The sequence below is a fragment of the Massilia sp. GER05 genome, from assembly GCF_052056005.1.
GTDB lineage: Bacteria > Pseudomonadota > Gammaproteobacteria > Burkholderiales > Burkholderiaceae_D > Telluria > Telluria orientalis.
Map to the genome: position 1 here is coordinate 2,342,240 of NZ_CP178858.1, position 21,184 is coordinate 2,363,423.

The following is a 21,184-nucleotide window of genomic DNA, read 5'->3' on the forward strand; positions in this document are numbered from 1 at the left end:
CCATGGACAACGAGATCCTGTTAGCCCAGCCGCGCGGCTTTTGCGCCGGCGTCGACCGTGCGATCGAGATCGTCGAGCGTGCCCTGCAGCAGTTCGGCGCGCCCATCTACGTGCGCCACGAAATCGTCCACAACGCCTACGTCGTCAACGACCTGCGCAACAAGGGCGCCATCTTCATCGAAGACCTGGACGACGTCCCGGCCGGCAATACGCTCGTGTTTTCCGCGCACGGCGTGTCGAAGGCCGTGCGCGAGGAAGCCGAATCGCGCGGCCTGAAGGTCTATGATGCCACCTGCCCGCTGGTCACCAAGGTGCACGTGGAAGTGGCCAAGATGCGCAAGCAGGGCGCCGAAATCGTCATGATCGGCCACGCCGGCCACCCGGAAGTCGAGGGCACGATGGGCCAGGCGGAAGAGGGCATGCACCTCGTGGAGACCGTCGACGATGTGGCGAAACTGAACGTCGGCAATCCCGACCTGTTGGCCTATGTGTCGCAGACGACCCTGTCCGTCGACGACACCGCGGAGATCATCGCCGCGCTGAAGGCCCGTTTCCCGAACATCGTGGAGCCGAAGAAGGGCGACATCTGCTACGCGACGACGAACCGCCAGGAAGCCGTGAAATTCATGGCGCCGCAGGTGGAAGTCGTGATCGTCGTCGGCAGCCCGAACAGCTCCAATTCGAACCGCCTGCGCGAAGTGGCGGAAAAGAAGGGCACGCCGGCCTACATGGTCGACAACGCCGCCGGCATCGATCCGGCCTGGATCGCCGGCAGGCAGCGCATCGGCGTCACGGCCGGCGCGTCGGCCCCGGAAGTGCTCGTGCAAGCGGTCATCGAGCGCCTGAAAGACCTGGGTGCCGCCAGCGTGCGCGCGCTCGAGGGCGTCGAAGAGCACGTCACGTTCCCGCTGCCCAAGGGCCTGGACGGCGGCAAGGCCGCGGCCTGAATCACCCCTGGTTTGATCCAATGAACGTATTCGACCTGCGCCCGCGCTCGCCCTCCGGTTTCGACACCATCCCGCTGGAATTCTTCCAGGATTACCCGGAACCGGGCGTCAATTTCATCGACGTGGGCTGCGTCTTCGACAACCCGACCCACTGGCAGCTCGCCATCGACGCGCTGACCGAACGCACGGCCCACCTCGACGTCGACTTCCTCCTCGCGATGGACGCGCGCGGCTTCATGCTCGCGGGCGCACTCGCGTACCAGCGCGGCATCGGCTTCGCGATGGCGCGCAAACCGGGCAAGCTGCCGGGCGCCGCGATCGGCATCGATTACCGCCGCGAGTACGGCAGCGCCACGATCGAGATCCAGCCGGAGCGCATCAAGGGCCAGCGCGTGCTGATCGTCGACGACGTGCTGGCGACCGGCGGCACGATCGACGCGGCGGCCACGCTGCTGCTCCGCATCGGCAAGGATGTCGTCGGTGCTGCCGCCCTGTTCGACGTAGCGTTTTTCAAGGACAAACGCAACCTGACCATGCCGGTGGTGACCCTGCGCGACGTGTAAATCCCGGCAACGCATCTGTTATGATGACGCTCGGAATTATGTTGCTTGGCTAGCGGCACTCGTACTACGGGTGCCGTTTTTGTTAGTTCGAAAGGAAACCACACAAGCATGGAAACTTTTGTCCAACAGATCCTGAACGGGCTGGTGCTGGGCAGCATGTATGCGCTCGTCGCACTCGGCTACACGATGGTCTACGGCGTGCTCAACCTCATCAACTTCGCCCACGGCGACGTGCTGATGATCGGCGCCATGGTCGGCCTGTCGATCCTGAAACTGCTGGACGGCGTCTTTCCCGGCCTGCCCGGCGGCGTGCAGCTCGCCATCGCCATCGTCGGCGCGATCCCCGTCACGATGCTCGTGAACGTCCTCATCGAACGCATCGCCTACCGCCGCCTGCGCAACGCGCCGCGCCTGGCCCCGCTGATCACCGCGATCGGCGTGTCGATCCTGCTGCAGACCTTCGCCATGATGATCTGGGGCCGCAGCCCGCTGCCGTTCCCGCAACTGCTGTCGTCCGACCCGGTCAATGTCGGTGGCGCCGTGATCTCGCACACGCAGATCTTGCTGCTCGTGCTGGCCGCCGCCGCGATGGTCGGCCTCGTGTTCCTCGTCGAAAAGACCCGCATGGGCCGCGCGATGCGCGCCGTCGCCGAGAATCCGCGGGTGGCCGGGTTGATGGGCGTGGACTCCAACCGCGTCATCGTCGCCACGTTTGCCATCGGCGCCGCGCTGGCGGCCGTCGCCGGCGTGATGTGGGGCGCGAATTACGCATCGATCCAGTTCGCGATGGGCACCGTGCCGGGCATGAAGGCGTTCTCTGCCGCCGTGCTGGGCGGCATCGGCAATATCTACGGCGCCATGATCGGCGGGATCGTTCTCGGCATCATCGAGAGCCTCGGTGCCGGCTACATCGGTGACCTGACCGGTGGCTTCCTCGGCAGCCATTACCAGGACATCTTCGCGTTCATCGTGCTGATCCTCGTGCTGACCGTGCGTCCGTCCGGCATCATGGGCGAGCGCGTGGCCGACCGCGCGTAAGGAGATCGCCCATGTCTCTCCTGACTTTCGACACCGTCCACAAACCGCGGCAATCGTACGCCAGCATGGCCGTGCTGCTGGCCGTGATGCTCATCTTCCCATTCGTCGCCGCCCAGTTCGGCAACTCGTGGGTGCGCATCCTCGACATGGCGCTGCTGTACATCATGCTGGCGCTGGGCCTGAACATCGTCGTCGGCTTCGCCGGCCTGCTCGACCTGGGCTATATCGCGTTCTTCGCCGTCGGGGCGTACCTGACGGGCCTGCTCGCGTCGCCGCAGTTCGCCGCGCTGCTGGAATCCATCGTGAACTACCACCCCGAACTGCAGGACGCCATCGTGCGCACCTTCGGCGAGGACGTGCGCACCAACGGTATTCATCTCTCCGTCTGGTTCGTCGTGCCGCTGGCGGGGCTGACGGCCGCGCTGTTCGGCGCGCTGCTGGGCGCCCCGACGCTGAAGCTGCGCGGCGACTACCTCGCCATCGTGACGCTGGGCTTCGGTGAGATCATCCGGATCTTCATGAACAACCTGAACGATCCGATCAATTTCACCAACGGTCCGCAAGGCATCAACCTGATCGATCCGGTCCGCATCTTCGGCGTGTCGCTGGCCGGCGAGGCGGGGTCGCGCGCGACGGTGTACATCGGCGGCTACGGCATCCCGTCCGTCAACGCCTACTATTTCCTGTTCCTGCTGCTGTGCATCGTGACGATCTTCATGACGAGCCGGTTGCAGCATTCGCGCCTGGGCCGTGCGTGGGTCGCGATCCGCGAAGACGAGATCGCCGCGAAGGCGATGGGCATCAACACCCGCAACGTCAAATTGCTCGCGTTCTCGATGGGCGCGTCGTTCGGCGGCGTGGCGGGCGCCATGTTCGCGGCCTTCCAGGGTTTTGTCTCTCCAGAATCGTTCTCGCTGACGGAATCCATCGCCGTGCTGGCGATGGTCGTACTGGGCGGCATCGGCCATATCCCCGGCGTCGTGATGGGCGGCGTGCTGCTGGCCGCGTTGCCGGAAGTGCTGCGCCACATCGTCGAACCGGCGCAGCAGGCGCTGTTCGGCAAGGTCGTCATCGAGGCCGAGGTGCTGCGCCAGCTGCTGTACGGCCTGGCCATGGTCTTGATCATGCTGAACCGTCCGGCGGGCCTGTGGCCGTCGCCGGTCAAGGAAGACCGCCCCAATGCGGCCATCGCCAAAGAGGAAGAGAGCGAGGCATGAGCGACATCCTGCTGAACATCTCCGGCGTCAACAAACGCTTCGGCGGCCTGCAAGCCCTGACGGACGTCGGCATCAAGATCATGAAAGGCCAGATCTATGGCCTGATCGGCCCGAACGGCGCCGGCAAGACGACGTTCTTCAACGTGATCACGGGCCTGTATCAACCGGACACGGGCACGTTCCAGCTGGACGGCAAGCCGTATTCGCCGTCGGCGCCGCATGCCGTCGCCAAGGCCGGCATCGCGCGCACGTTCCAGAACATCCGCCTGTTCGGTGAAATGTCCGCGCTGGAAAACGTGATGGTGGGACGCCACGTGCGCACGCACCAGGGCGTGTTCGGCGCCATCTTCCGCCACGGCGCCGCGCGCCGGGAAGAGGCCGCGATCCGCGCCCGCGCGCAAGAGTTGCTGGACTTCGTCGGCATCGGGCAGTTTTCCCAGCGCACGGCGCGCTTCCTGTCGTACGGCGACCAGCGCCGCCTGGAGATCGCCCGCGCGCTGGCGACGGAACCGAAGCTGCTCGCGCTGGACGAGCCCGCGGCCGGCATGAATGCGACGGAAAAGGTCGCGCTGCGCGAGTTGCTGGTCAAGATCCAGGGCGCGGGCGTCACGATCCTGCTGATCGAACACGACGTGAAACTCATGATGGGGCTGTGCGACCGCATTTCGGTGCTGGAGTACGGCAAGCTGATCGCGGAAGGGCTGCCGGCCGAGATCCAGAAGAACCAGGCCGTCATCGAAGCCTATCTCGGAGGTGCCCACTGATGGTCGATCATGTTCTGAAAATTTCCGGCCTGAAGGTGGCGTACGGCGGCATCAAGGCCGTCAAAGGAATCGACCTGGAAGTCAACCGCGGCGAACTCGTCACGCTGATCGGCGCCAACGGCGCGGGCAAGACGACGACCTTGAAAGCGATCACGGGCACGCTGCCGCCGTGCAAGGTGGAAGGCACGATCGCCTATCTCGGCCAGCCTTTGAGCGCCAATAAATCGTTCAAATTGGTCGAGCAAAAGCTGGCAATGGTGCCGGAAGGCCGCGGCGTGTTCACGCGCATGACCATCCACGAAAACCTGCTGATGGGCGCGTACACGCGCAACGACAAGGCTGCCATCGAGGACGACATCGAGAAGTGGTACACCGTGTTCCCGCGCCTGAAGGAGCGCTCCAGCCAGCTGGCCGGCACGTTGTCCGGCGGCGAGCAGCAGATGCTGGCGATGGCGCGCGCGCTGATGTGCCATCCCACGCTACTGTTGCTGGACGAGCCGTCGATGGGTCTTGCGCCGATCATGGTCGAGAAGATCTTCGAGGTGATCCGCGACGTGTCGAAGCAGGGCATCACTGTCCTGCTCGTGGAACAGAACGCGAAGCTGGCGCTGCAGGCGGCGCACCGCGCCTACGTGATGGAGTCGGGCGCGATCACCATGACGGGGAATGCGCAGGACATGCTGCATGATCCGCGGGTACAGGCGGCGTATCTGGGAGAATAAATGGCGGGCACGGGGTGCCCACACCCTACGGCAGCGGGTAGGGTGGGCACCCCGTGCCCACGCGTGAGGCCAACAAAACAAACGGCCCGGAACCGCTTGCGCGGTCCGGGCCGTTCGGCTTCCGTGGGAGGGGGAAGCAGCGGTGTGATCTTACAGCTTAGGCAGCAGCAGCCGAGTTGGCGGCAGCGCCAGCCTTGCGGGTGGCTTGCGTGAACTGCGACACGGCGGCGTTCAGGTTCGATTCGATCGCCTCGACGGCCTGCTTGGTCGTCTTGGTGAACTGCTCGTAGCCGGCGTTGGCGTTGCTGATGGCGGTTTTCAGGGCCGAGACATAGGTCTCCGAACCGGCCGGGGCGTTCTTGGTCACTTCGTCGACCAGCGAGATCACCTTGCGGTTGACTTCGGCGAACTGGCTTTCGGCGGCTTTCGAGAATTCGGCGCCGGTGTCGGCGGCGATCGATGCCACCTGGCGGCTGTAGGCCAGGGCTTTTTCAGCAGCCGGTTGGGCTTGCGAAGCCGACACGGCGAAGAATTCCTGGGCATCCTTGACAGCCAGCAGCTGGCGCGTGGTTGCCGACGAGTCTTCGATGGCGGCCTTGACGGTGTTGATGTTCAGGTCCACCAGCTTTTCCACGCCTTCGAAAGTCTTGGAGGTCAGGGCCGAAAACAGGGCGAACTGGGATTCGAGGTTGGCTTTGGTCGCGTTCGAAAACTGCTCAGGGAATGCAAACATATGGTTCTCCAGTAATGGATCGTTATGAACTTTTGCTTTTCAGGTGTCTTGGGACACCTGCATGGACCAGTGAAGCGATGAAACAAGGAAAAACCTGGCACTGCTTGATAATGCGCGTTGATTGTGCGCCGCAACATGAAGCCATTTTTCCCGGTTTTCGATTATGCGTCAAGCACTTTTGATGCGTCGCACAATTCAACCGCACTCTCTTGAGTAAGATCAATAGATACAAACGTTTGCACGGTTTTTGTTTGCGCCGTTACAACACTTTAGTGCTTTGCAGCAAGCGCAAACGGGTAAGGTCAGCCATGTTAGACTTGCCAAATGATCATTCGACCGATGCCGCTGTTTTTCGTTGTTCTCTGGAGCACCGGTTTCATCGCCGCGAAATACGGCTTGCCGTATGCGCCGCCGATGTCCTTCCTCATCCTGCGCTGCCTGGGCGCCGTCCTGATCCTGTTGCCCGTCGTGCTGTTGACGGGTGCCGCCTGGCCACGCGGGCGCATCCGTCACGTGGCGGTGGCCGGGCTGCTGCTGCAGGCGGGCTACCTGGGCGGCGTGTGGGGCGCGATCAAGCTCGGCATGCCGGCCGGGCTGTCCGCGCTGATCGTGGGCATGCAGCCGATCCTGACGGCCATCGCCGCGCCATTGATCGGCGAAAAGGTCCGCCCGCGTCAATGGCTGGGGCTGGGCCTCGGGTTGTGCGGCGTCGGCCTCGTCGTGGCCGCGAAGATCCACCTGAACGGTTTGGCGCCGGCCGCGATCGCGCTGTGCGTGCTGGCCCTGCTGTCGATCACGGCGGGCACGATGTACCAGAAGCGCTTTTGTCCGACATTCGACCTGCGCACCGGCACGGTGATCCAGTACGCGACGTCCGCGCTCGCGCTGCTGCCGTTTGCCGTGCTGCTGGAAGGCTTCGGCCCGCGCATGGAGAATATCCAGTGGACGCCGCAATTCCTGGGGGCGCTGCTGTGGGCGATCCTGGCGCTGTCGATCGGCGCCATCTTCCTGCTGTTCCGCCTCATCAGCCGCAACGACGCGACCCGCGTGACGAGTCTGCTGTACCTGACGCCGCCCACCACCGCCCTGATGGCCTGGCTGATGTTCGGCGAGAAGCTGAGCATGCTCGGCCTGGCCGGCATGGTCGTCGCGGTGCTGGGCGTCGCATTCGTCGTCAAAAAATAAAAGGAGAGTGCATGATCACGAGCGCACAACAACAGGCGGTGGACGCCGCCATCACCTCGCGGCGTTCGATCCGCGCGTACCTGGAGACGCCGGTCGCGCGCGAGGATATCGAAGCCATCCTGGAAGTGGCGGCGCGGGCGCCGTCCGGCACGAACACGCAGCCGTGGAAAGTCCACGTGCTGACGGGCGCCGCCAAGGAACGCCTGTCCGGCCGCATCCTGGCCGCCTACGCGGACCCGGCGCAGAGCCGCGAGCACGTCGAGGAATACGCGTACTACCCGCGCGAGTGGGTGTCGCCGTTCGTCGACCGGCGCCGCAAGGTCGGCTGGGATTTATATGCGCTGCTGGGCCTCACGCGCGACAACAAGGCCGGCATGGCGGCCCAGCACGGCCGCAATTACCGCTTCTTCGACGCCCCCGTCGGCATGATCTTCACCATCGACCGCATCATGGAGCAGGGCTCCTGGCTCGACTACGGCATGTTCCTGCAAAACATCATGGTCGCCGCGCGCGGCCGCGGCCTCGACACGTGCCCGCAGGCCGCGTTCACGCAATTCCACCGCATCATTTCCGACGAGCTGGGTCTGCCCGAAAACGAGATGGTCGTGTGCGGCATGGCGCTCGGATTTGCCGATCCGGACAAGGTGGAAAATACGTTGGTCACGGAACGCGAGCCGGTGCCGTCCTTTGCCCGTTTCCTGGACTAGCACGCTATACTTGCCTTCGCAAGCTATTGAAAAATCAAGAGATTTCTACAACGCATCTCATTTTGCGTTGTAGGAAAAAATGGGCGTAGATGGTACAGTCGTCGGGTGCGCACTTGCGCTCCCCACGTCATCCGCTACACTGCATTCAGTGCTCTTCAGTTCGCGTTCAAGGATTTTCAGATGCTTAAGCTCGCGTTGGCAGCCGCCATTTCCATGATGTTCGTGCTCGAACCCGCCGCAGCCGCGACCAAGCACAAGGGGCATGCGGCCGCGACGAAGCGCGTCAAGGCCAAGCGCACCAACCTGGCCAAGGTCATCGCCGACGACAACCGCCAGCGCATGGTGCGGCGCATCGAGATGGTCCATGGCAAGCGCCGCATCGTCTATCAGCGCGTCCGCCGCGCCGCGCCGGCCGTCGCCATGCTCAGCGCGGGCGACATCGCGGGCCTGAGCCGCACGCATGATCCGCTCGACCTGCGCTCGAACGTCGCGTACGTGCTGGACCAGCAGAGCTCGGAAGTGCTGTTCGAAAAGAATGCGGCCGTCGCGCTGCCGATCGCTTCCATCACCAAGCTGATGACGGGCCTGCTCGTCGTCGAGGCCCGGCAAGACCTGGACGAAGTGCTGACGATTACCGAGGCCGACGTCGACCGTCACAAATTCACCAGCTCGCGCCTGCCCGTCGGTGCGCGCATGACGCGCGGTAACCTGCTGCATATCGCACTGATGAGCTCGGAGAACCGCGCCGCCGCCGCGCTGGGCCGCAATTATCCGGGCGGGATCAATGCCTTCGTCGACGCGATGAATGCGAAGGCGCGCGAACTCGGCATGAACGACACACATTACGTGGATTCGAGCGGCCTGTCGAGCCAGAACATTTCCAGCGCGCGCGACCTGGCCAAGCTTGTCAAAGTGGCGCACCAGGAGCCGCTGTTGCGCCAGTACACGACGGATCCGAACTACGTCGTCCAGGCGAGCGGCCGGGCGCTGCAGTACCACAACACCAACTACCTCGTCGCGTCGCCCGACTGGAACATCGGCCTGCAGAAGACGGGATTCATCAACGAAGCGGGGCGCTGCCTCGTGATGCAGGCCATGATCCAGGGCCGCAACGTGATCATGGTGTTCCTCGATTCGAAGGGCAAGCAGTCGCGTACCGCGGATGCGGGCCGCATGCGCCGCTGGCTCGAAGCGCTCAAGCCGGCCGCCTTGCCGGCCAATATGTCGCCCACTGCAGCCGCAGGCGTGCCGGTGACCGTGTCGGCGACGGTGCCGGCGTCGGTGTCCGCCGGGACGGCGGCGCCGGTCGTTCAGTAACGGTCAGCTCGTCCCACCGACACGGTGGCCCAGGGTCGCGGAAATCTGCGCCGCCGTGTTCACCAGATCTTCCAGCCAGTCGTCCTGCAGGCGGTCCGCCGGCGCCGAAATCGACAGTCCTGCGACCAGCTTGCCGCTGTCGTCATGGATGCCGGCGGCCATGCAGCGCACGCCCAGTTCCAGTTCCTCGTTGTCGCGCGCATAGCCGCGGGCGCGCACGAGCGACAGTTCGCGCTCCAGGCGCGTCAGGTCCGTGATCGAGTTCTTGTTGTGGCCCGCGAGGCCCGTGCGCGTGGCATAGGCGCGGATCGCCTTCGGCTCGTCGATCGACAGGAACAGCTTGCCGGTCGACGTCAGGTGCAGCGGACCACGGCCGCCGATCGCGCGCACGACCTGCATGCCGGAGCGCTCGGAGAAGGCGCGGTCGATGTAGACGATCTCGTCGCCCTGGCGCACCGACAGGTTGACCGTCTGCTTGGTCTTGTTGTGCAGCGCCCGCATCAGGTCGACGGCCGCTTCGCGCACGGACAGCCGGCTCTTGACCACGTTGCCCAGTTCGAGCAGCCGCATGCCGAGGCGGTAGGTGCCCGGTTCCACGCGGTCGACGAAACGCGTCACGACCATGTCATTCAGGATGCGGTGCGCCGTCGACGGGTGCAGGCCCGAAACCTTCGACAACTCTTTCAGGCTCACGGGGTCGGGATAACTGGCCAGTACGTCGAGCAGCGCCACCATGCGCTCGATCACCTGGATGGAAGTCTTGGCCGGTTCAGGGGTTTCCAGTTTCGTCATGTGGTTGGTGCAGTGCGGTATATTTCTCTACTTTATACCATAATGTGAAAATATTAGGTAATGATGTTGCGCGTGGACCGAGCTGTGTGCGCATAATGGCGTTTCTGTACAGATTGTCGAACATACATGGATCAACCGAGCAGCGAGTTCAAGAGTAAGGGCGGCCTGGGCCGTATTGCGGGCGCGTTCCGCTATTCGATGGAGGGCTTCCAGACCGCCTGGAAGAACGAGCACGCGTTCCGGCAGGAGGTGATGGTCGCGGTGCCGCTCACCGTCGTCGCGCTGCTGCTGAAGGTTTCGGCGTTCCAGAAGCTGGCGCTGATCGCCGTGCTCGGGCTCGTGCTGCTCGTGGAGCTGATCAATGCGGCCATCGAGGCCGTCGTCGACCGCGTGTCGCTGGAGCGCCATCCGCTGTCCAAGGCCGCCAAGGACCTGGGCAGCGCGGCGGTGGCGCTGGCGATCACGATGGCGGGCGCGACCTGGGCCGTCGTCCTGTACAACCGTTTTTTATGACGTACCTCTCACATTAAGGAGAACAAGATGACTTTACGCCTGGGCGACACGGCTCCGGATTTCGAACAGGATTCCACCATCGGCCGCATCCGCTTCCACGAGTGGGCGGGCGATTCGTGGGTGGTGCTGTTCTCGCACCCGGCCGACTTCACGCCGGTGTGCACCACGGAGCTGGGCCTGACCGCGAAACTGAAGCCGGAATTCGACAAGCGCAACGTCAAGGCGATCGCGCTGTCCGTCGACCCGGCCGAGCAGCACAAGGCCTGGATCAAGGATATCGAGGAGACCCAGCAGACCGTCGTCGGCTTCCCGATCATCGCCGATGCCGACAAGTCGGTCTCGCAGCTGTACGACATGATCCACCCGAACCAGTCGGCCACCGCGACCGTGCGCTCGCTGTTCGTGATCGATCCGGCCAAGAAAGTCCGCCTGACCATCACCTACCCGATGAGCACCGGCCGCAACTTCGACGAAGTGCTGCGCGTGATCGACGCCCTGCAGCTGACCGACGGCTACACCGTCGCGACGCCGGGCAACTGGAAGGATGGCGATGACGTGATCATCCCGCTGACCATTCAGGATCCGGAGCAGCTCAAGCAGAAATATCCGAAGGGTTTTAACGCGCCGAAGCCGTATCTCCGTCTGACCCCGCAGCCGAACAAATAATCGGCGTACGCGGTATGCATGGTGGGCACGGGGTGCCCACCTACGGCCCGAATGACGCGTAACGCTTGCATTAACGCATAGCCCGCATAAGCAAATAAGGAACGTGTTGTTTGTTTTGCGGCTGAGGACCATTACCCTTGGAGCCATTCTGGGGGTAAAGCATGTCCATTCAATACATTTTGTCGGGATTCGCCGTTGGCTTGCTGGTCGGCATGACCGGGGTCGGCGGCGGTTCGCTGATGACGCCGCTGTTGACGCTGCTGTTCGGCGTCACGCCATCCGTCGCCGTCGGCACCGACCTCGCCTTCGCCTCGATCACCAAGACCGCCGGCACCGTCACCCACCGTTCGCGCGGCACCGTGCACTGGGACATCGTCGGCCGCCTGTGCCTTGGCGCGCTGCCGGCTGCGCTCGTCGCCACGCTCGCCCTGCAATATTTCGGTCCGCTCAATGCATCCATCGGCAAGGTGATCCGGTATTCGATCGCCGTGTCCGTGCTGCTGACCGTCGTCGCGATCCTGTTCCGCGGCAAGATGCTCGCCTGGGTCAACGCCAAGCCGTCGCGCCAGCTGCAGGGCCGCAGCCTCTTCGCTGCCACGGTCGTGTCCGGCGCGGTGCTGGGCACGCTCGTGACGATCTCGTCGATCGGCGCGGGTGCGATCGGCGCCACCTTGCTCGTCATGCTGTACCCGCACCTGACGCCCGCCGAGGTGGCCGGCACCGACATCGCCTATGCCGTGCCGCTGACCGCGATCGCCGCGTTCGGCCACTGGTGGCTGGGCTCGATCAACTGGGCGCTGTTGTCGGCGCTGCTGATCGGCTCGCTGCCCGGCATCACGATCGGCTCATGGGCGGCCCGGGCCGTGCCCGAGAAAGTGCTGAGAGGATTGCTGGCGATGACGCTGGCGGGAGTGGCGGTCAAGCTGCTCCACTGACGAGAAAGGCGCCGCGAGGCGCCTTTCCTGCTTTTTGGATCTTGCTAATGCGGGAAACGTCTATGCAAATGAGGAATGCTTCGTTTGTAATATGTCTTTCCAGTGAGATTATTTCGTTCCGTTAGAAGAAATTGTAATAAGGCGTAAGATGACCACTTTACTATCGCGAAACAGCGCCAACCGGGTGATTCCCGGCTTTGGGCTCTCGCTCGGGTTCACGATTTTCTATCTGGCGCTGCTGGTGCTGATCCCGCTGTCGGCCATCTTCCTGAAGACGTTCACGATGAGCTGGGACGCGTTCGTGAGCGCCATGACGTCGCCGCGCGTGATGGCGTCGTACCGCCTGAGCTTCGGCGCCGCGCTGATCGGCGCCGCCATCAATGTCGTGTTCGGCGGCATCGTCGCGTGGGTGCTCGTGCGTTACCAGTTCCCCGGCAAGCGCTTCGTCGATGCGCTGGTCGACCTGCCGTTCGCGCTGCCGACCGCGGTCGCCGGCATCACCCTGACGGCGCTGTATTCGTCCAACGGCTGGATCGGCAAGCACCTGGAACCGCTCGGCATCAAGGTCGCGTTCACGCCGCTGGGCGTCGTCATCGCGCTGACCTTCATCGGCCTGCCGTTCGTCGTGCGCACGGTGCAGCCGGTGCTGGAAGACGCGGAGCGCGAACTGGAAGAGGCCGCCGCGAGCCTGGGCGCCGGCCCGTGGCAGACCTTTACCCGCGTGATCCTGCCGAGTGTCGTGCCGGCGCTGCTGACGGGCTTCGCCCTCGCGTTCGCCCGCGCCACCGGCGAATACGGTTCCGTCATCTTCATCGCCGGCAACATGCCGATGGTCTCCGAGATCACGCCGCTGTTCATCATCACCAAGCTGGAGCAATACGACTACACGGGCGCCACGGCCATCGCCGTCGTGATGCTGCTCGTGTCGTTCATCCTCCTGCTGGCCATCAACCTGCTGCAGGCCTGGGCGCGCAAGCGTGCGGGCAAATAATATGAGTGCCGTTCTCGACGATCACCTGAAAGACAAGGCTGCCGCGGTGGCGAATGCGCCGCGCAAGGCCACCAATACGCTGGAGCCAAGCTGGGTGCGCTACGCGCTGATCGCCGTCGCGCTGGTGTTCCTCACGCTGTTCCTGTTCGTGCCGCTCGTGGCCGTGTTCACCGAAGCCTTGAAGAAGGGCTGGGACGTGTACAAGGAGTCCGTGCTCGACCCGGACGCGCTGTCCGCCATCAAGCTGACATTCATCGCCGCCGGCATCGCCGTGCCGCTGAACCTCGTGTTCGGCGTGGCGGCCGCGTGGACGATCGCCAAGTTCGACTTCCCCGGCAAGAGCATCCTGCTGTCGCTGATCGACCTGCCGTTCTCGGTCTCGCCCGTGATCGCGGGCCTGATCTATGTGCTGCTGTTCGGCTCGCAAGGCTGGTTCGGCCCGTGGCTGATGGACCACGACATCAAGATCCTGTTCGCCGTGCCCGGCATCGTGCTGGCGACCGTCTTCGTCACGTTCCCGTTCGTCGCCCGCGAACTGATCCCGCTGATGCAGGCGCAGGGCAGCGAAGAGGAAGAGGCGGCCCTCGTGCTGGGTGCGTCCGGCTGGAAGACCTTCTTCAAAGTCACGCTCCCGAACATCAAGTGGGGCCTGCTGTACGGCGTGATCCTGTGTAACGCCCGGGCGATGGGCGAGTTCGGCGCCGTGTCGGTCGTCTCCGGCCACATCCGCGGCGAGACGAACACGATGCCGCTGCAGGTCGAGATCCTCTACAACGAATACAACTTCACGGCCGCGTTCGCGATCGCGTCGCTGCTGGCACTGCTGGCCCTCGTGACCCTGGCGGTGAAAACCTTTATCGAATGGCGCATGCACCAGGCACAGAAAGCCAGCGTGCAGGACCACACCACGGAGTAAGACATGACGATCGAAGTCCAACACATCCGCAAGCAGTTCGGCCGGTTCACGGCCCTGGACGACGTGTCGCTGAAGTTTGCCGACGGCGAGTTGACGGCGCTGCTGGGCCCGTCCGGCTGCGGCAAGACGACGCTGCTGCGCATCATCGCCGGCCTCGAATTCCCCGATGCGGGGCGCGTGCTGCTCGACGGCGACGACGCCTCGAACCGTCACGTGCGCGAGCGCCAGGTCGGCTTCGTGTTCCAGCATTACGCGCTGTTCAAGCACATGACCGTGTTCGAGAACGTCGCCTTCGGCCTGCGCGTGAAGCCGCGCAAGGAGCGCCCGTCGGAAGTGGTGATCCGCGAGAAAGTGAAGAAGCTGCTGGAGCTCGTGCAGCTGGACTGGATCGCCGACCGCTATCCGCCGCAGTTGTCCGGCGGCCAGCGCCAGCGCATCGCCCTGGCGCGTGCCCTCGCGGTGGAACCCCGCGTGCTGCTGCTGGACGAACCGTTCGGCGCGCTCGATGCGAAAGTGCGCAAGGAACTGCGCCGCTGGCTGCGTCAGCTGCACGACGAGCTGCACGTGACGTCGATCTTCGTCACCCACGACCAGGAAGAGGCGCTCGAAGTGGCGGACCAGGTCGTCCTGATGAACAAGGGCCACATCGAGCAGCTGGGTACGCCCAGCGACGTGTACAACCATCCGGCGTCGCCGTTCGTCTACGGCTTCCTGGGCAACGTCAACCTGTTCCATGGCCGCGTGAACGACGGCGTGCTGGCCAGCGGCGACGCCACGTTCCACGCGCCGCAGTTCGCGGACGTGAAGAACGGCGAAGGCATTGCCTATGTCCGTCCCCACGACCTCGACGTCGAGCGCTATGTCGCGGGCGGGGAGGGCGTCGCCGTGAAGCTGCGCCGCGCGCACGCGATCGGCCCGCTGGCCCAGCTGGACCTGGAGCGCGCCGACAATGCCCAGATCATCGAAGCCGTCATCCCCAACGAGCGTTACCGCGAACTGGGACTGCGCGACGGCGAGACGCTGCTGGTGAAACCCAGGCGCATGCACGTATTCGTCGACCAAGGAGAAGGCATTTGAATTTCCAACAGCTGCGTTCGGTGCGCGAAGCCGCGCGCCGCAATTTCAATCTGACGGACGTGGCCAACGCCCTGTTCACGTCGCAGCCGGGCGTGTCGCGCCAGATCCGCGAGCTGGAGGATGAACTGGGCGTCGTCATCTTCGAGCGCAACGGCAAGCGCCTGACCGGCCTGACGGATCCGGGCAAGGGCATCCTGAAGATCATCGAGCGCCTGCTCGTCGAAGCGGAGAACCTGCAGCAGGCCAGCAGCGAATACGCCGCGCAGGACAGCGGCACGCTCACGGTCGCCGTCACCCACACGCAGGCGCGCTACGCGCTGCCGCAGGTGGTGCAGGCGTTCCGCACGACGTTCCCGAACGTGCGCATCGCCCTGCAGCAGAGCGCGCCGGATCACATCGCGGAATGGGTGCTGTCGGGCCGCGCCGACATCGGTATCGCGACGGAAGGCCTGTCCACGTTCCCCGACCTCGTGTCGTTCCCGTGCTACCGCTGGAGCCACCTCGTCGTCGTGCCGGATGGGCATCCGCTGCTGCAGCGGTCGCCCATCAAGCTGTCCGACCTGGCCGAATTCCCGCTGATCACGTACGACGTGGGCTTTACCGGCCGCAGCCACATCGACGCGGCGTTCGCCGCCGCCGGCGTGAGCCCGGACATCATGCTGACGGCGATGGACTCGGACGTCATCAAGCAGTACGTGTCGCTGGGGATGGGTGTCGGTATCGTCGCTTCGATGGCATTCGACCACGGCCGCGACCGCGGGCTGCGCGCGATCGAGTCGTCGCATTTGTTCGCGCCGAACGTGACGCGTCTTGCGGTGCGCCGCGGTGCCTACCTGCGCGCGTATGCCTACGACTTCATCGAGCGCTTCGCCCAGGGTTTCACGAAGTCGGATATCGAGAAGGCGCTGCATCCGGTTGTAGCGGATTAAAAGCCGCTACACACAATCGAACGCAACATAAAACAACGTCGTCGCTGCGAAGGCAGGGACCCAAGTCTGCTCGCGCAGCCGGCACGCAAAATTGGGTTCCCGCCTTCGCGGGAACGACGTTCTCTTTAGCGCTGCCCACGCAACGCGTCGGCGCACTCGCGCACGAGCGCGGGACCCCGGTAGATCAGGCCGCTGTACAACTGCACGAGCTGGGCACCCGCATCGATCTTGGCCTTCGCATCGCGTCCGCTCAGGATGCCGCCCACGCCGATGATCGGCACGGCGTTGCCGACTTCCGCCTTCAGCGCACGGATCACGATGGTCGACTGTTCGAACACGGGCGCGCCCGACAGGCCGCCCTGTTCGGCCGCATGGCGCATGCCTTCCACGTCGCGGCGGGCCAGCGTGGTATTGGTGGCGATCACGCCGTCGATGCCGTGGCGGACGAGGGCGCCGCCGATGTTGCGGATCTGGTCGCCATCGACGTCCGGCGCGATCTTCAGCGCCAGCGGCACATAGTGGCCGTACTTGTCGGCCAGGCGCGACTGTTCTTCCTTCAGCTGCGACAGCAGGGCATCCAGTTCGGATGCGCCCTGCAGCTGGCGCAGGTTCTTCGTGTTCGGCGACGAGATGTTGACGGTGACATAGCTGGCGTACGGATACACCTTTTGCAGGCATGCGACGTAATCGTCGGCCGCGCGCTCGATGGGCGTGTCGGCGTTCTTGCCGATGTTCAGGCCCAGCACGCCCTGGCGTTCCTGGTAGAAGCGCGACGCCTGGACGTTGGCGACGAAGGCGTCGACGCCGCCGTTGTTGAAGCCCATGCGGTTGATGATGCCGCGCGCGGCCGGCAGGCGGAACATGCGCGGGCGCGGGTTGCCGGGCTGGGCGCGCGGTGTCACGGTGCCGATCTCGATGGAGCCGAAGCCGAGCGCGGCCAGGCCGTCGATGTAGGCGCCGTCCTTGTCCAGGCCGGCAGCCAGGCCGACCGGGTTCGGGAACGTGATGCCCATGACCGTGCGCGGATCGGGCTTCGGTTTGCGGACGATGCCCGTCAACCCCAGCGCGGCGGCGCGGCGCAGGGCGGGGAGCGTGACGTTGTGGGCCGTTTCGGGGTCGAGGGAGAACAGCAGCGGGCGGGCGAGGGCGTACAGGAGATTATCGGACATGGTCGGCTATCGAGAATTCGCGACATTTTACCTTGTGTGGCAGCAATACCGCATGTCCTTGGGGGTTTCAACGATCCAGAACACCCCATGCGCCGTCAATACGGGCTTCCAACGGCCTGAAATTGATCTTGTACGCCATCTTCGGGCTCTGCTCGATCCAGTAACCGAGGTAGACGTAGGGCAGGCCCAGTTCGCGCGCCTGGCCGATCTGCCACATCACGTTGTACGTGCCGAACGACGCACCGGCCACGTCCGGGTCGAAGAACGTGTAGACGGACGACAGGCCGTCCGACAGCACGTCGATGATCGACACCATGCGGAGCAGCCCGTCCGGTTCGCGGAATTCCACGAGGCGCGTGTTGACGCGGCTCTGCAGCAGGAATTGCGCGTACTGGTCGCGGCTGTCCTGGTCCATGCCGCCGCCCACGTGGCGCGTGGTCTGGTAGCGCAGGTACAGCGCATAGTGCTCGTCGGAGAACGACAGGTTGGCCACCATCGCCGTCAGGTCCTCGTGGCGCTTCCATGCGCGCCGCTGGCTGCGGTTGGGTGTGAAGCGCTCGGCGGCGACGCGCACCGGGATGCAGGCCCGGCAGCCGTCGCAATAGGGACGGTAGGTGAAGATGCCGCTGCGGCGGAAACCGTTGCGCACGAGTTCCGAATACACGTCCGCATTGATCAGGTGCGACGGCGTGGCGACCTGCGAGCGGGCCTGGCGTGCGTCGAGGTAGCTGCAAGGATACGGTGCCGTCGTATAGAACTGCAGCGTGGAAAATGGCAGATCATTCAGGTGCGTCATGCAAAGCTCTCGGAACGACGTGTGTTGAACCCATTGTAGCCAAAGACGGCGCCGCGCACCGTTAGGCCGTCAACGGTGGCGCGACTTCCCAACGTTCGATCGGCGGTTCCTGGATCGCCTGGCGCAGGTGCTGCAGGAAATCCCGGCGCGGGATCGGCACCGCGCCCAGCGAGGCCAGGTGGCCCGTCTCCTGCTGGCAGTCGACCATGTTCACGCCGTGGCTGCGCAAGAAGGCGACGAGGTACGCGAGCGCGACCTTCGACGCATCCGACACGCGCGCGAACATCGATTCGCCGTAGAACATGCGGCCGATGCACACGCCATAGGCACCGCCGACCAGTTCGCCGTCCAGCCAGACCTCGGACGAGTGCGCATATCCCATGCGGTGCAGGCCCGTGTAGCCGGCGATGATGTCTTCCGAGATCCACGTGCCCGGCCCGTCCTTGCGGGGCGCGGCGCAGGCGCGCATCACCGCTTCGAAGGCGCCGTCGAAGCGCACGACCCACGGCCCGCCGGCCTGGCGGCTGCGCTCGATCTTGCGCAGTGTTTTCTTCAGGCTGTCGCTGACCTTGAAGCGGTCGGTGTACAGCACCATGCGCGGGTCGGTGCTCCACCAGAGGATCGGCTGGCCCTCGGAAAACCAGGGGAAGATGCCGTTCCGGTACGCCTGCAGCAGGCGCTGCGGCGAGAGGTCCGCGCCGGCTGCGAGCAGGCCCGGCGCGTCGGTCGTCAACGCTTCGGACACGTCGGGGAACGGCGTATGGGCCTCGAGCCAGGGAATCATCGTCGTACGCCCTGTCAGTCGGGTTGGACGGGCGCCCGCATCGGACCCGCGATGTCGCGGGTGTGGAATCCATAGGTGCCGCCGGCCTCGCGCATCTGCGCGCGGTCGGCGAAGAACAGTTCGAGCGTCGTGCGGATCGTGGGGAAGGCCAGATCGGCCCACGGGATCTCGGCTTCGCTGAACAATTGCACGTCCAGGCTTTCGATGCCCGGTGCAAAGTCCAGGTCGACGAGGCGCGCCAGATAGAACATATGGACCTGGTGCACGTGCACGACGTTCAGCAGGGTGAACAGATTGCCCAGCTCGATGTTGGCGCCCGCTTCCTCTTCCGTCTCGCGCGCGGCGGCCGCGCTCGTGGTCTCGCCGTTTTCCATGAAACCGGCCGGCAGCGTCCAGTAGCCGTAGCGCGGCTCGATGGCGCGCTTGCACAGCAGGACCTTCAGTTCGCCGTCCTGTTCCCACACGGGGATCGAGCCGATCACCATCTTGGGGTTCTGGTAGTGGATCGTGCCGCAATGGGTGCACACGTAACGCGGACGGTTGTCGCCTTCGGGGATGGCCACCGTGACCGGGTGGGCGCACTCGGAGCAGAATTTCATAGGAAGCAGATAAATTAAGTTGCCCTTACTTTACCACTGTATTGGGAGCGACTGGGCCGCAATCCGCCCGCGACGCGCGCCTCGGCGGAGGCGGCTTATGCTGCGATCCGGGCGGGCCGGAGAACTGCGATTGCCTAAAGTGTGGAAGGTGCGTATAATACGAATCATCAGACGCGGGGTGGAGCAGTCTGGCAGCTCGTCGGGCTCATAACCCGAAGGTCACAGGTTCAAATCCTGTCCCCGCAACCAGATTCCAAAGCCGCTGATCCTGTTCCGGATCAGCGGCTTTTTCGTTTTGGGTCGCCCTTTCGACTCGCCTCAAGCGTGCCCGCGATCCCCGCAACATCCGCCGCCCAGCCCGGTCGAAGTCTCCGGATGCGTTAATGCGGAGTGAACGATGATTACTGTGGAAGACATCAACGACGCGTGGGGCTGGACCGGCCTGAACGCCGTCGAGGTGCTGGGCGCGAACGCCTTCGGCAACCTGATCGTCCGCGACGAGGACGGCATGTACTGGCGCCTGTCGCCGCAAGACCTGCGCTGCGAACCGGTGGCCGAGGACCGCGCCGCCCTCGACGCCCTGTCGTACAACCAGGAATTCCTCGACGGCTGGTACATGCACGACCAGGTGCGCCTCGCGGAGACCACGCTGGGCCCGCTGACGGCCGGACGCAAGTATTGTCTGAAAATACCCAGTGCGCTGGGCGGGCACTACGGGCGCGACAACCTGGCCATGGTGCCCTTGCCCGAACTGATCCGGTTCGCCGGCGAGGGCGCGCAGCAGTTCGACGGGCTGCCGCGCTGGCAGGACTATCACTAGGACCTAGAACCGCCGCAGCAGGCCGACCTGGAACAGGTCGCGGTCGTTCGTCTTGCGGAACGTCTTGATGCGGTTGAAGTTGACAATGGCGCGCGTGCGCGCGGACAGCGCGCGCTCGGCCTGGAAGCTGATCAGGAGATTGGTGGCCGTGCGATTGCCGTCGCGCCGGTTCGCGGCGAAATAGGGGCCGAGGCCGGCGCTCATCGAAAACCGCGGCGTCACGGGCTGCTCGTACCACAGCTGCGCCGCGGCGCCGCGCCGGTCGACCCGCGCGCCGTCGTCGCCTTCGAACAGGAATTTGGTGCCGACGCCCCAGCGGTCCGCATACTGCCTGGCCTCGATCACGCCCGCGTGCGCGCCATGGGTACCGGACATGTTCGTGATCGACGTGCCGAACGTGCCGCCGATCCATATATGCCCGTCCGGCACCACGTCGGGCGCCGGCTCGGCCGGGCCGAACTGCCGTCCCACGCCGAGCACGAGCGCGTTCGACCGGTGCACATGGCGCATGGCCACATGGTTGTAGCCGAGGCGCAGATGGGTGCCGGGCGGTCCGGGCACGGCGAGGCGCAGGCCGGCGCTGAGGAGCACGCCGAGACGGGCATCGTCGATCTGGCGGCCGGCGATCTCGGTCGTGTTCATGCTGAGATACGGTCCCGCGCCCAGCTCGCCCGTCCACGCGCGCGACAAGCGGTGGGCGGCCAGCCATTGCAGCGCGAACCCGTCGCGGTGATTGTTGTCCGGATGGCCTTCGTTGTAATGGACGAAGTCGATGCGCATGGCACCCTGCTCGCGTCCGGCGCGGACTTCGAACGTGCGTCCGCGCATCCACTGGTCGCCGGTCGCGTTGCCGCCGTAGATGCGGCCGTTGCCGAATGCCAGCGACAGATAGGCGCCGCGGTCGTCGGGATCCAGCGTGCCGGCGTGGGCCAGGGCGGCGTGGACCAGCAGCACCGCCGCCATGCATGTCCGTGCTTTCATGATGCGCTCCGCTTGTTTCAGGC

General features: G+C 64.8%; 24 protein-coding genes and 1 tRNA gene. 18 read left to right on the forward strand and 7 right to left on the reverse strand.

Features of this window, described 5'->3' with window-relative positions; genetic code table 11:
- Nucleotides 1-2 precede the first annotated feature (2 nt).
- The 6 genes from ispH to ACL58G_RS10490 all read left to right on the forward strand — a co-directional run bounded on the left by ispH (nt 3) and on the right by ACL58G_RS10490 (nt 5,251).
- Nucleotides 3-947, forward strand: a complete 945-nt coding sequence (gene ispH / locus ACL58G_RS10465; RefSeq protein WP_413383125.1) for a 4-hydroxy-3-methylbut-2-enyl diphosphate reductase — start codon at nt 3-5, stop codon at nt 945-947.
- 20 nt (nt 948-967) lie between these two features.
- On the forward strand, nt 968-1,510 hold the full coding sequence (locus ACL58G_RS10470) for an adenine phosphoribosyltransferase (protein ID WP_440966719.1): 543 nt from the start codon (nt 968-970) through the stop codon (nt 1,508-1,510).
- A 108-nt stretch (nt 1,511-1,618) separates the two neighbouring features.
- Complete coding sequence (locus ACL58G_RS10475; RefSeq protein WP_056136098.1) at nt 1,619-2,548, forward strand: branched-chain amino acid ABC transporter permease; 930 nt, start codon at nt 1,619-1,621, stop codon at nt 2,546-2,548.
- Nucleotides 2,549-2,559: 11 nt separating this feature from the next.
- Nucleotides 2,560-3,765, forward strand: a complete 1,206-nt coding sequence (locus ACL58G_RS10480; protein ID WP_440966721.1) for an ABC transporter permease subunit — start codon at nt 2,560-2,562, stop codon at nt 3,763-3,765.
- On the forward strand, nt 3,762-4,529 hold the full coding sequence (locus tag ACL58G_RS10485) for an ABC transporter ATP-binding protein (RefSeq protein WP_413383130.1): 768 nt from the start codon (nt 3,762-3,764) through the stop codon (nt 4,527-4,529). Before ACL58G_RS10480 ends, ACL58G_RS10485 begins: the two co-directional genes overlap by 4 nt.
- Nucleotides 4,529-5,251, forward strand: coding sequence for an ABC transporter ATP-binding protein (locus ACL58G_RS10490; RefSeq protein ID WP_440966724.1), 723 nt, complete (start codon nt 4,529-4,531; stop codon nt 5,249-5,251). The genes ACL58G_RS10485 and ACL58G_RS10490 overlap by 1 nt, the downstream gene beginning before the upstream one ends.
- A gap of 157 nt (nt 5,252-5,408) precedes the next feature.
- Here ACL58G_RS10490 and phaP read toward each other — a convergent pair whose 3' ends face one another.
- Nucleotides 5,409-5,984 (reverse strand): TIGR01841 family phasin, encoded by a 576-nt coding sequence (phaP, locus tag ACL58G_RS10495; RefSeq protein ID WP_036239861.1) that lies wholly within the window; start codon nt 5,982-5,984, stop codon nt 5,409-5,411.
- 324 nt (nt 5,985-6,308) lie between these two features.
- On the opposite strand from phaP, the gene ACL58G_RS10500 reads away from it, so the two are divergent.
- From ACL58G_RS10500 to pbpG, 3 genes are all read left to right on the forward strand, one after another.
- Entirely contained in the window at nt 6,309-7,169 is an 861-nt protein-coding gene (locus tag ACL58G_RS10500) for a DMT family transporter (RefSeq protein ID WP_440966725.1), read from the forward strand.
- 11 nt (nt 7,170-7,180) lie between these two features.
- The gene (locus tag ACL58G_RS10505) at nt 7,181-7,876 is read left to right on the forward strand and encodes a nitroreductase (protein WP_413337031.1); all 696 of its coding nucleotides are present in this window, start codon (nt 7,181-7,183) and stop codon (nt 7,874-7,876) included.
- A gap of 180 nt (nt 7,877-8,056) precedes the next feature.
- Nucleotides 8,057-9,193 carry a D-alanyl-D-alanine endopeptidase gene (gene pbpG / locus ACL58G_RS10510; protein ID WP_440966727.1) on the forward strand — a complete coding sequence of 379 codons (1,137 nt, stop codon included), beginning with the start codon at nt 8,057-8,059 and terminating at the stop codon, nt 9,191-9,193.
- Between the two features lie 3 nt (nt 9,194-9,196).
- On the opposite strand, the gene ACL58G_RS10515 is transcribed toward pbpG, so the two are convergent.
- Nucleotides 9,197-9,985 carry an IclR family transcriptional regulator gene (locus ACL58G_RS10515; protein WP_056136110.1) on the reverse strand — a complete coding sequence of 263 codons (789 nt, stop codon included), beginning with the start codon at nt 9,983-9,985 and terminating at the stop codon, nt 9,197-9,199.
- Nucleotides 9,986-10,111: 126 nt separating this feature from the next.
- Here ACL58G_RS10515 and ACL58G_RS10520 point away from each other — a divergent pair, with 126 nt between their 5' ends.
- From ACL58G_RS10520 to ACL58G_RS10550, 7 genes are all read left to right on the forward strand, one after another.
- Nucleotides 10,112-10,498, forward strand: coding sequence for a diacylglycerol kinase (locus tag ACL58G_RS10520; RefSeq protein ID WP_413383137.1), 387 nt, complete (start codon nt 10,112-10,114; stop codon nt 10,496-10,498).
- A 27-nt stretch (nt 10,499-10,525) separates the two neighbouring features.
- On the forward strand, nt 10,526-11,164 hold the full coding sequence (locus ACL58G_RS10525) for a peroxiredoxin (protein ID WP_413337028.1): 639 nt from the start codon (nt 10,526-10,528) through the stop codon (nt 11,162-11,164).
- A gap of 161 nt (nt 11,165-11,325) precedes the next feature.
- Entirely contained in the window at nt 11,326-12,099 is a 774-nt protein-coding gene (locus ACL58G_RS10530) for a sulfite exporter TauE/SafE family protein (RefSeq protein WP_413337027.1), read from the forward strand.
- A 148-nt stretch (nt 12,100-12,247) separates the two neighbouring features.
- Nucleotides 12,248-13,090 carry a sulfate ABC transporter permease subunit CysT gene (cysT, locus tag ACL58G_RS10535; RefSeq protein ID WP_440966729.1) on the forward strand — a complete coding sequence of 281 codons (843 nt, stop codon included), beginning with the start codon at nt 12,248-12,250 and terminating at the stop codon, nt 13,088-13,090.
- Nucleotide 13,091: 1 nt separating this feature from the next.
- Entirely contained in the window at nt 13,092-14,006 is a 915-nt protein-coding gene (cysW, locus tag ACL58G_RS10540; RefSeq protein WP_440966731.1) for a sulfate ABC transporter permease subunit CysW, read from the forward strand.
- Between the two features lie 3 nt (nt 14,007-14,009).
- Nucleotides 14,010-15,083 (forward strand): sulfate/molybdate ABC transporter ATP-binding protein, encoded by a 1,074-nt coding sequence (locus tag ACL58G_RS10545; protein WP_440966732.1) that lies wholly within the window; start codon nt 14,010-14,012, stop codon nt 15,081-15,083.
- Entirely contained in the window at nt 15,080-16,012 is a 933-nt protein-coding gene (locus tag ACL58G_RS10550; RefSeq protein WP_413383144.1) for a CysB family HTH-type transcriptional regulator, read from the forward strand. The genes ACL58G_RS10545 and ACL58G_RS10550 overlap by 4 nt, the downstream gene beginning before the upstream one ends.
- Nucleotides 16,013-16,137: 125 nt before the next feature.
- Here ACL58G_RS10550 and ACL58G_RS10555 read toward each other — a convergent pair whose 3' ends face one another.
- From ACL58G_RS10555 to ACL58G_RS10570, 4 genes are all read right to left on the reverse strand, one after another.
- Nucleotides 16,138-17,181, reverse strand: a complete 1,044-nt coding sequence (locus tag ACL58G_RS10555) for a quinone-dependent dihydroorotate dehydrogenase (RefSeq protein ID WP_413383146.1) — start codon at nt 17,179-17,181, stop codon at nt 16,138-16,140.
- 67 nt (nt 17,182-17,248) lie between these two features.
- Complete coding sequence (locus ACL58G_RS10560) at nt 17,249-17,977, reverse strand: arginyltransferase (protein ID WP_413337021.1); 729 nt, start codon at nt 17,975-17,977, stop codon at nt 17,249-17,251.
- Between the two features lie 61 nt (nt 17,978-18,038).
- The gene (gene aat, locus ACL58G_RS10565; RefSeq protein WP_413383148.1) at nt 18,039-18,761 is read right to left on the reverse strand and encodes a leucyl/phenylalanyl-tRNA--protein transferase; all 723 of its coding nucleotides are present in this window, start codon (nt 18,759-18,761) and stop codon (nt 18,039-18,041) included.
- Nucleotides 18,762-18,775: 14 nt separating this feature from the next.
- Nucleotides 18,776-19,360, reverse strand: a complete 585-nt coding sequence (locus tag ACL58G_RS10570) for an NUDIX hydrolase (RefSeq protein ID WP_413383150.1) — start codon at nt 19,358-19,360, stop codon at nt 18,776-18,778.
- 172 nt (nt 19,361-19,532) lie between these two features.
- On the opposite strand from ACL58G_RS10570, the gene ACL58G_RS10575 reads away from it, so the two are divergent.
- Nucleotides 19,533-19,609: transfer RNA gene (locus tag ACL58G_RS10575), tRNA-Met, on the forward strand.
- Between the two features lie 148 nt (nt 19,610-19,757).
- Complete coding sequence (locus ACL58G_RS10580) at nt 19,758-20,180, forward strand: T6SS immunity protein Tdi1 domain-containing protein (protein WP_440966736.1); 423 nt, start codon at nt 19,758-19,760, stop codon at nt 20,178-20,180.
- A gap of 3 nt (nt 20,181-20,183) precedes the next feature.
- Here the strand turns inward: ACL58G_RS10580 and ACL58G_RS10585 are convergent, their stop codons facing one another.
- Entirely contained in the window at nt 20,184-21,161 is a 978-nt protein-coding gene (locus ACL58G_RS10585) for a hypothetical protein (protein WP_440966738.1), read from the reverse strand.
- Nucleotides 21,162-21,184 lie beyond the last annotated feature (23 nt).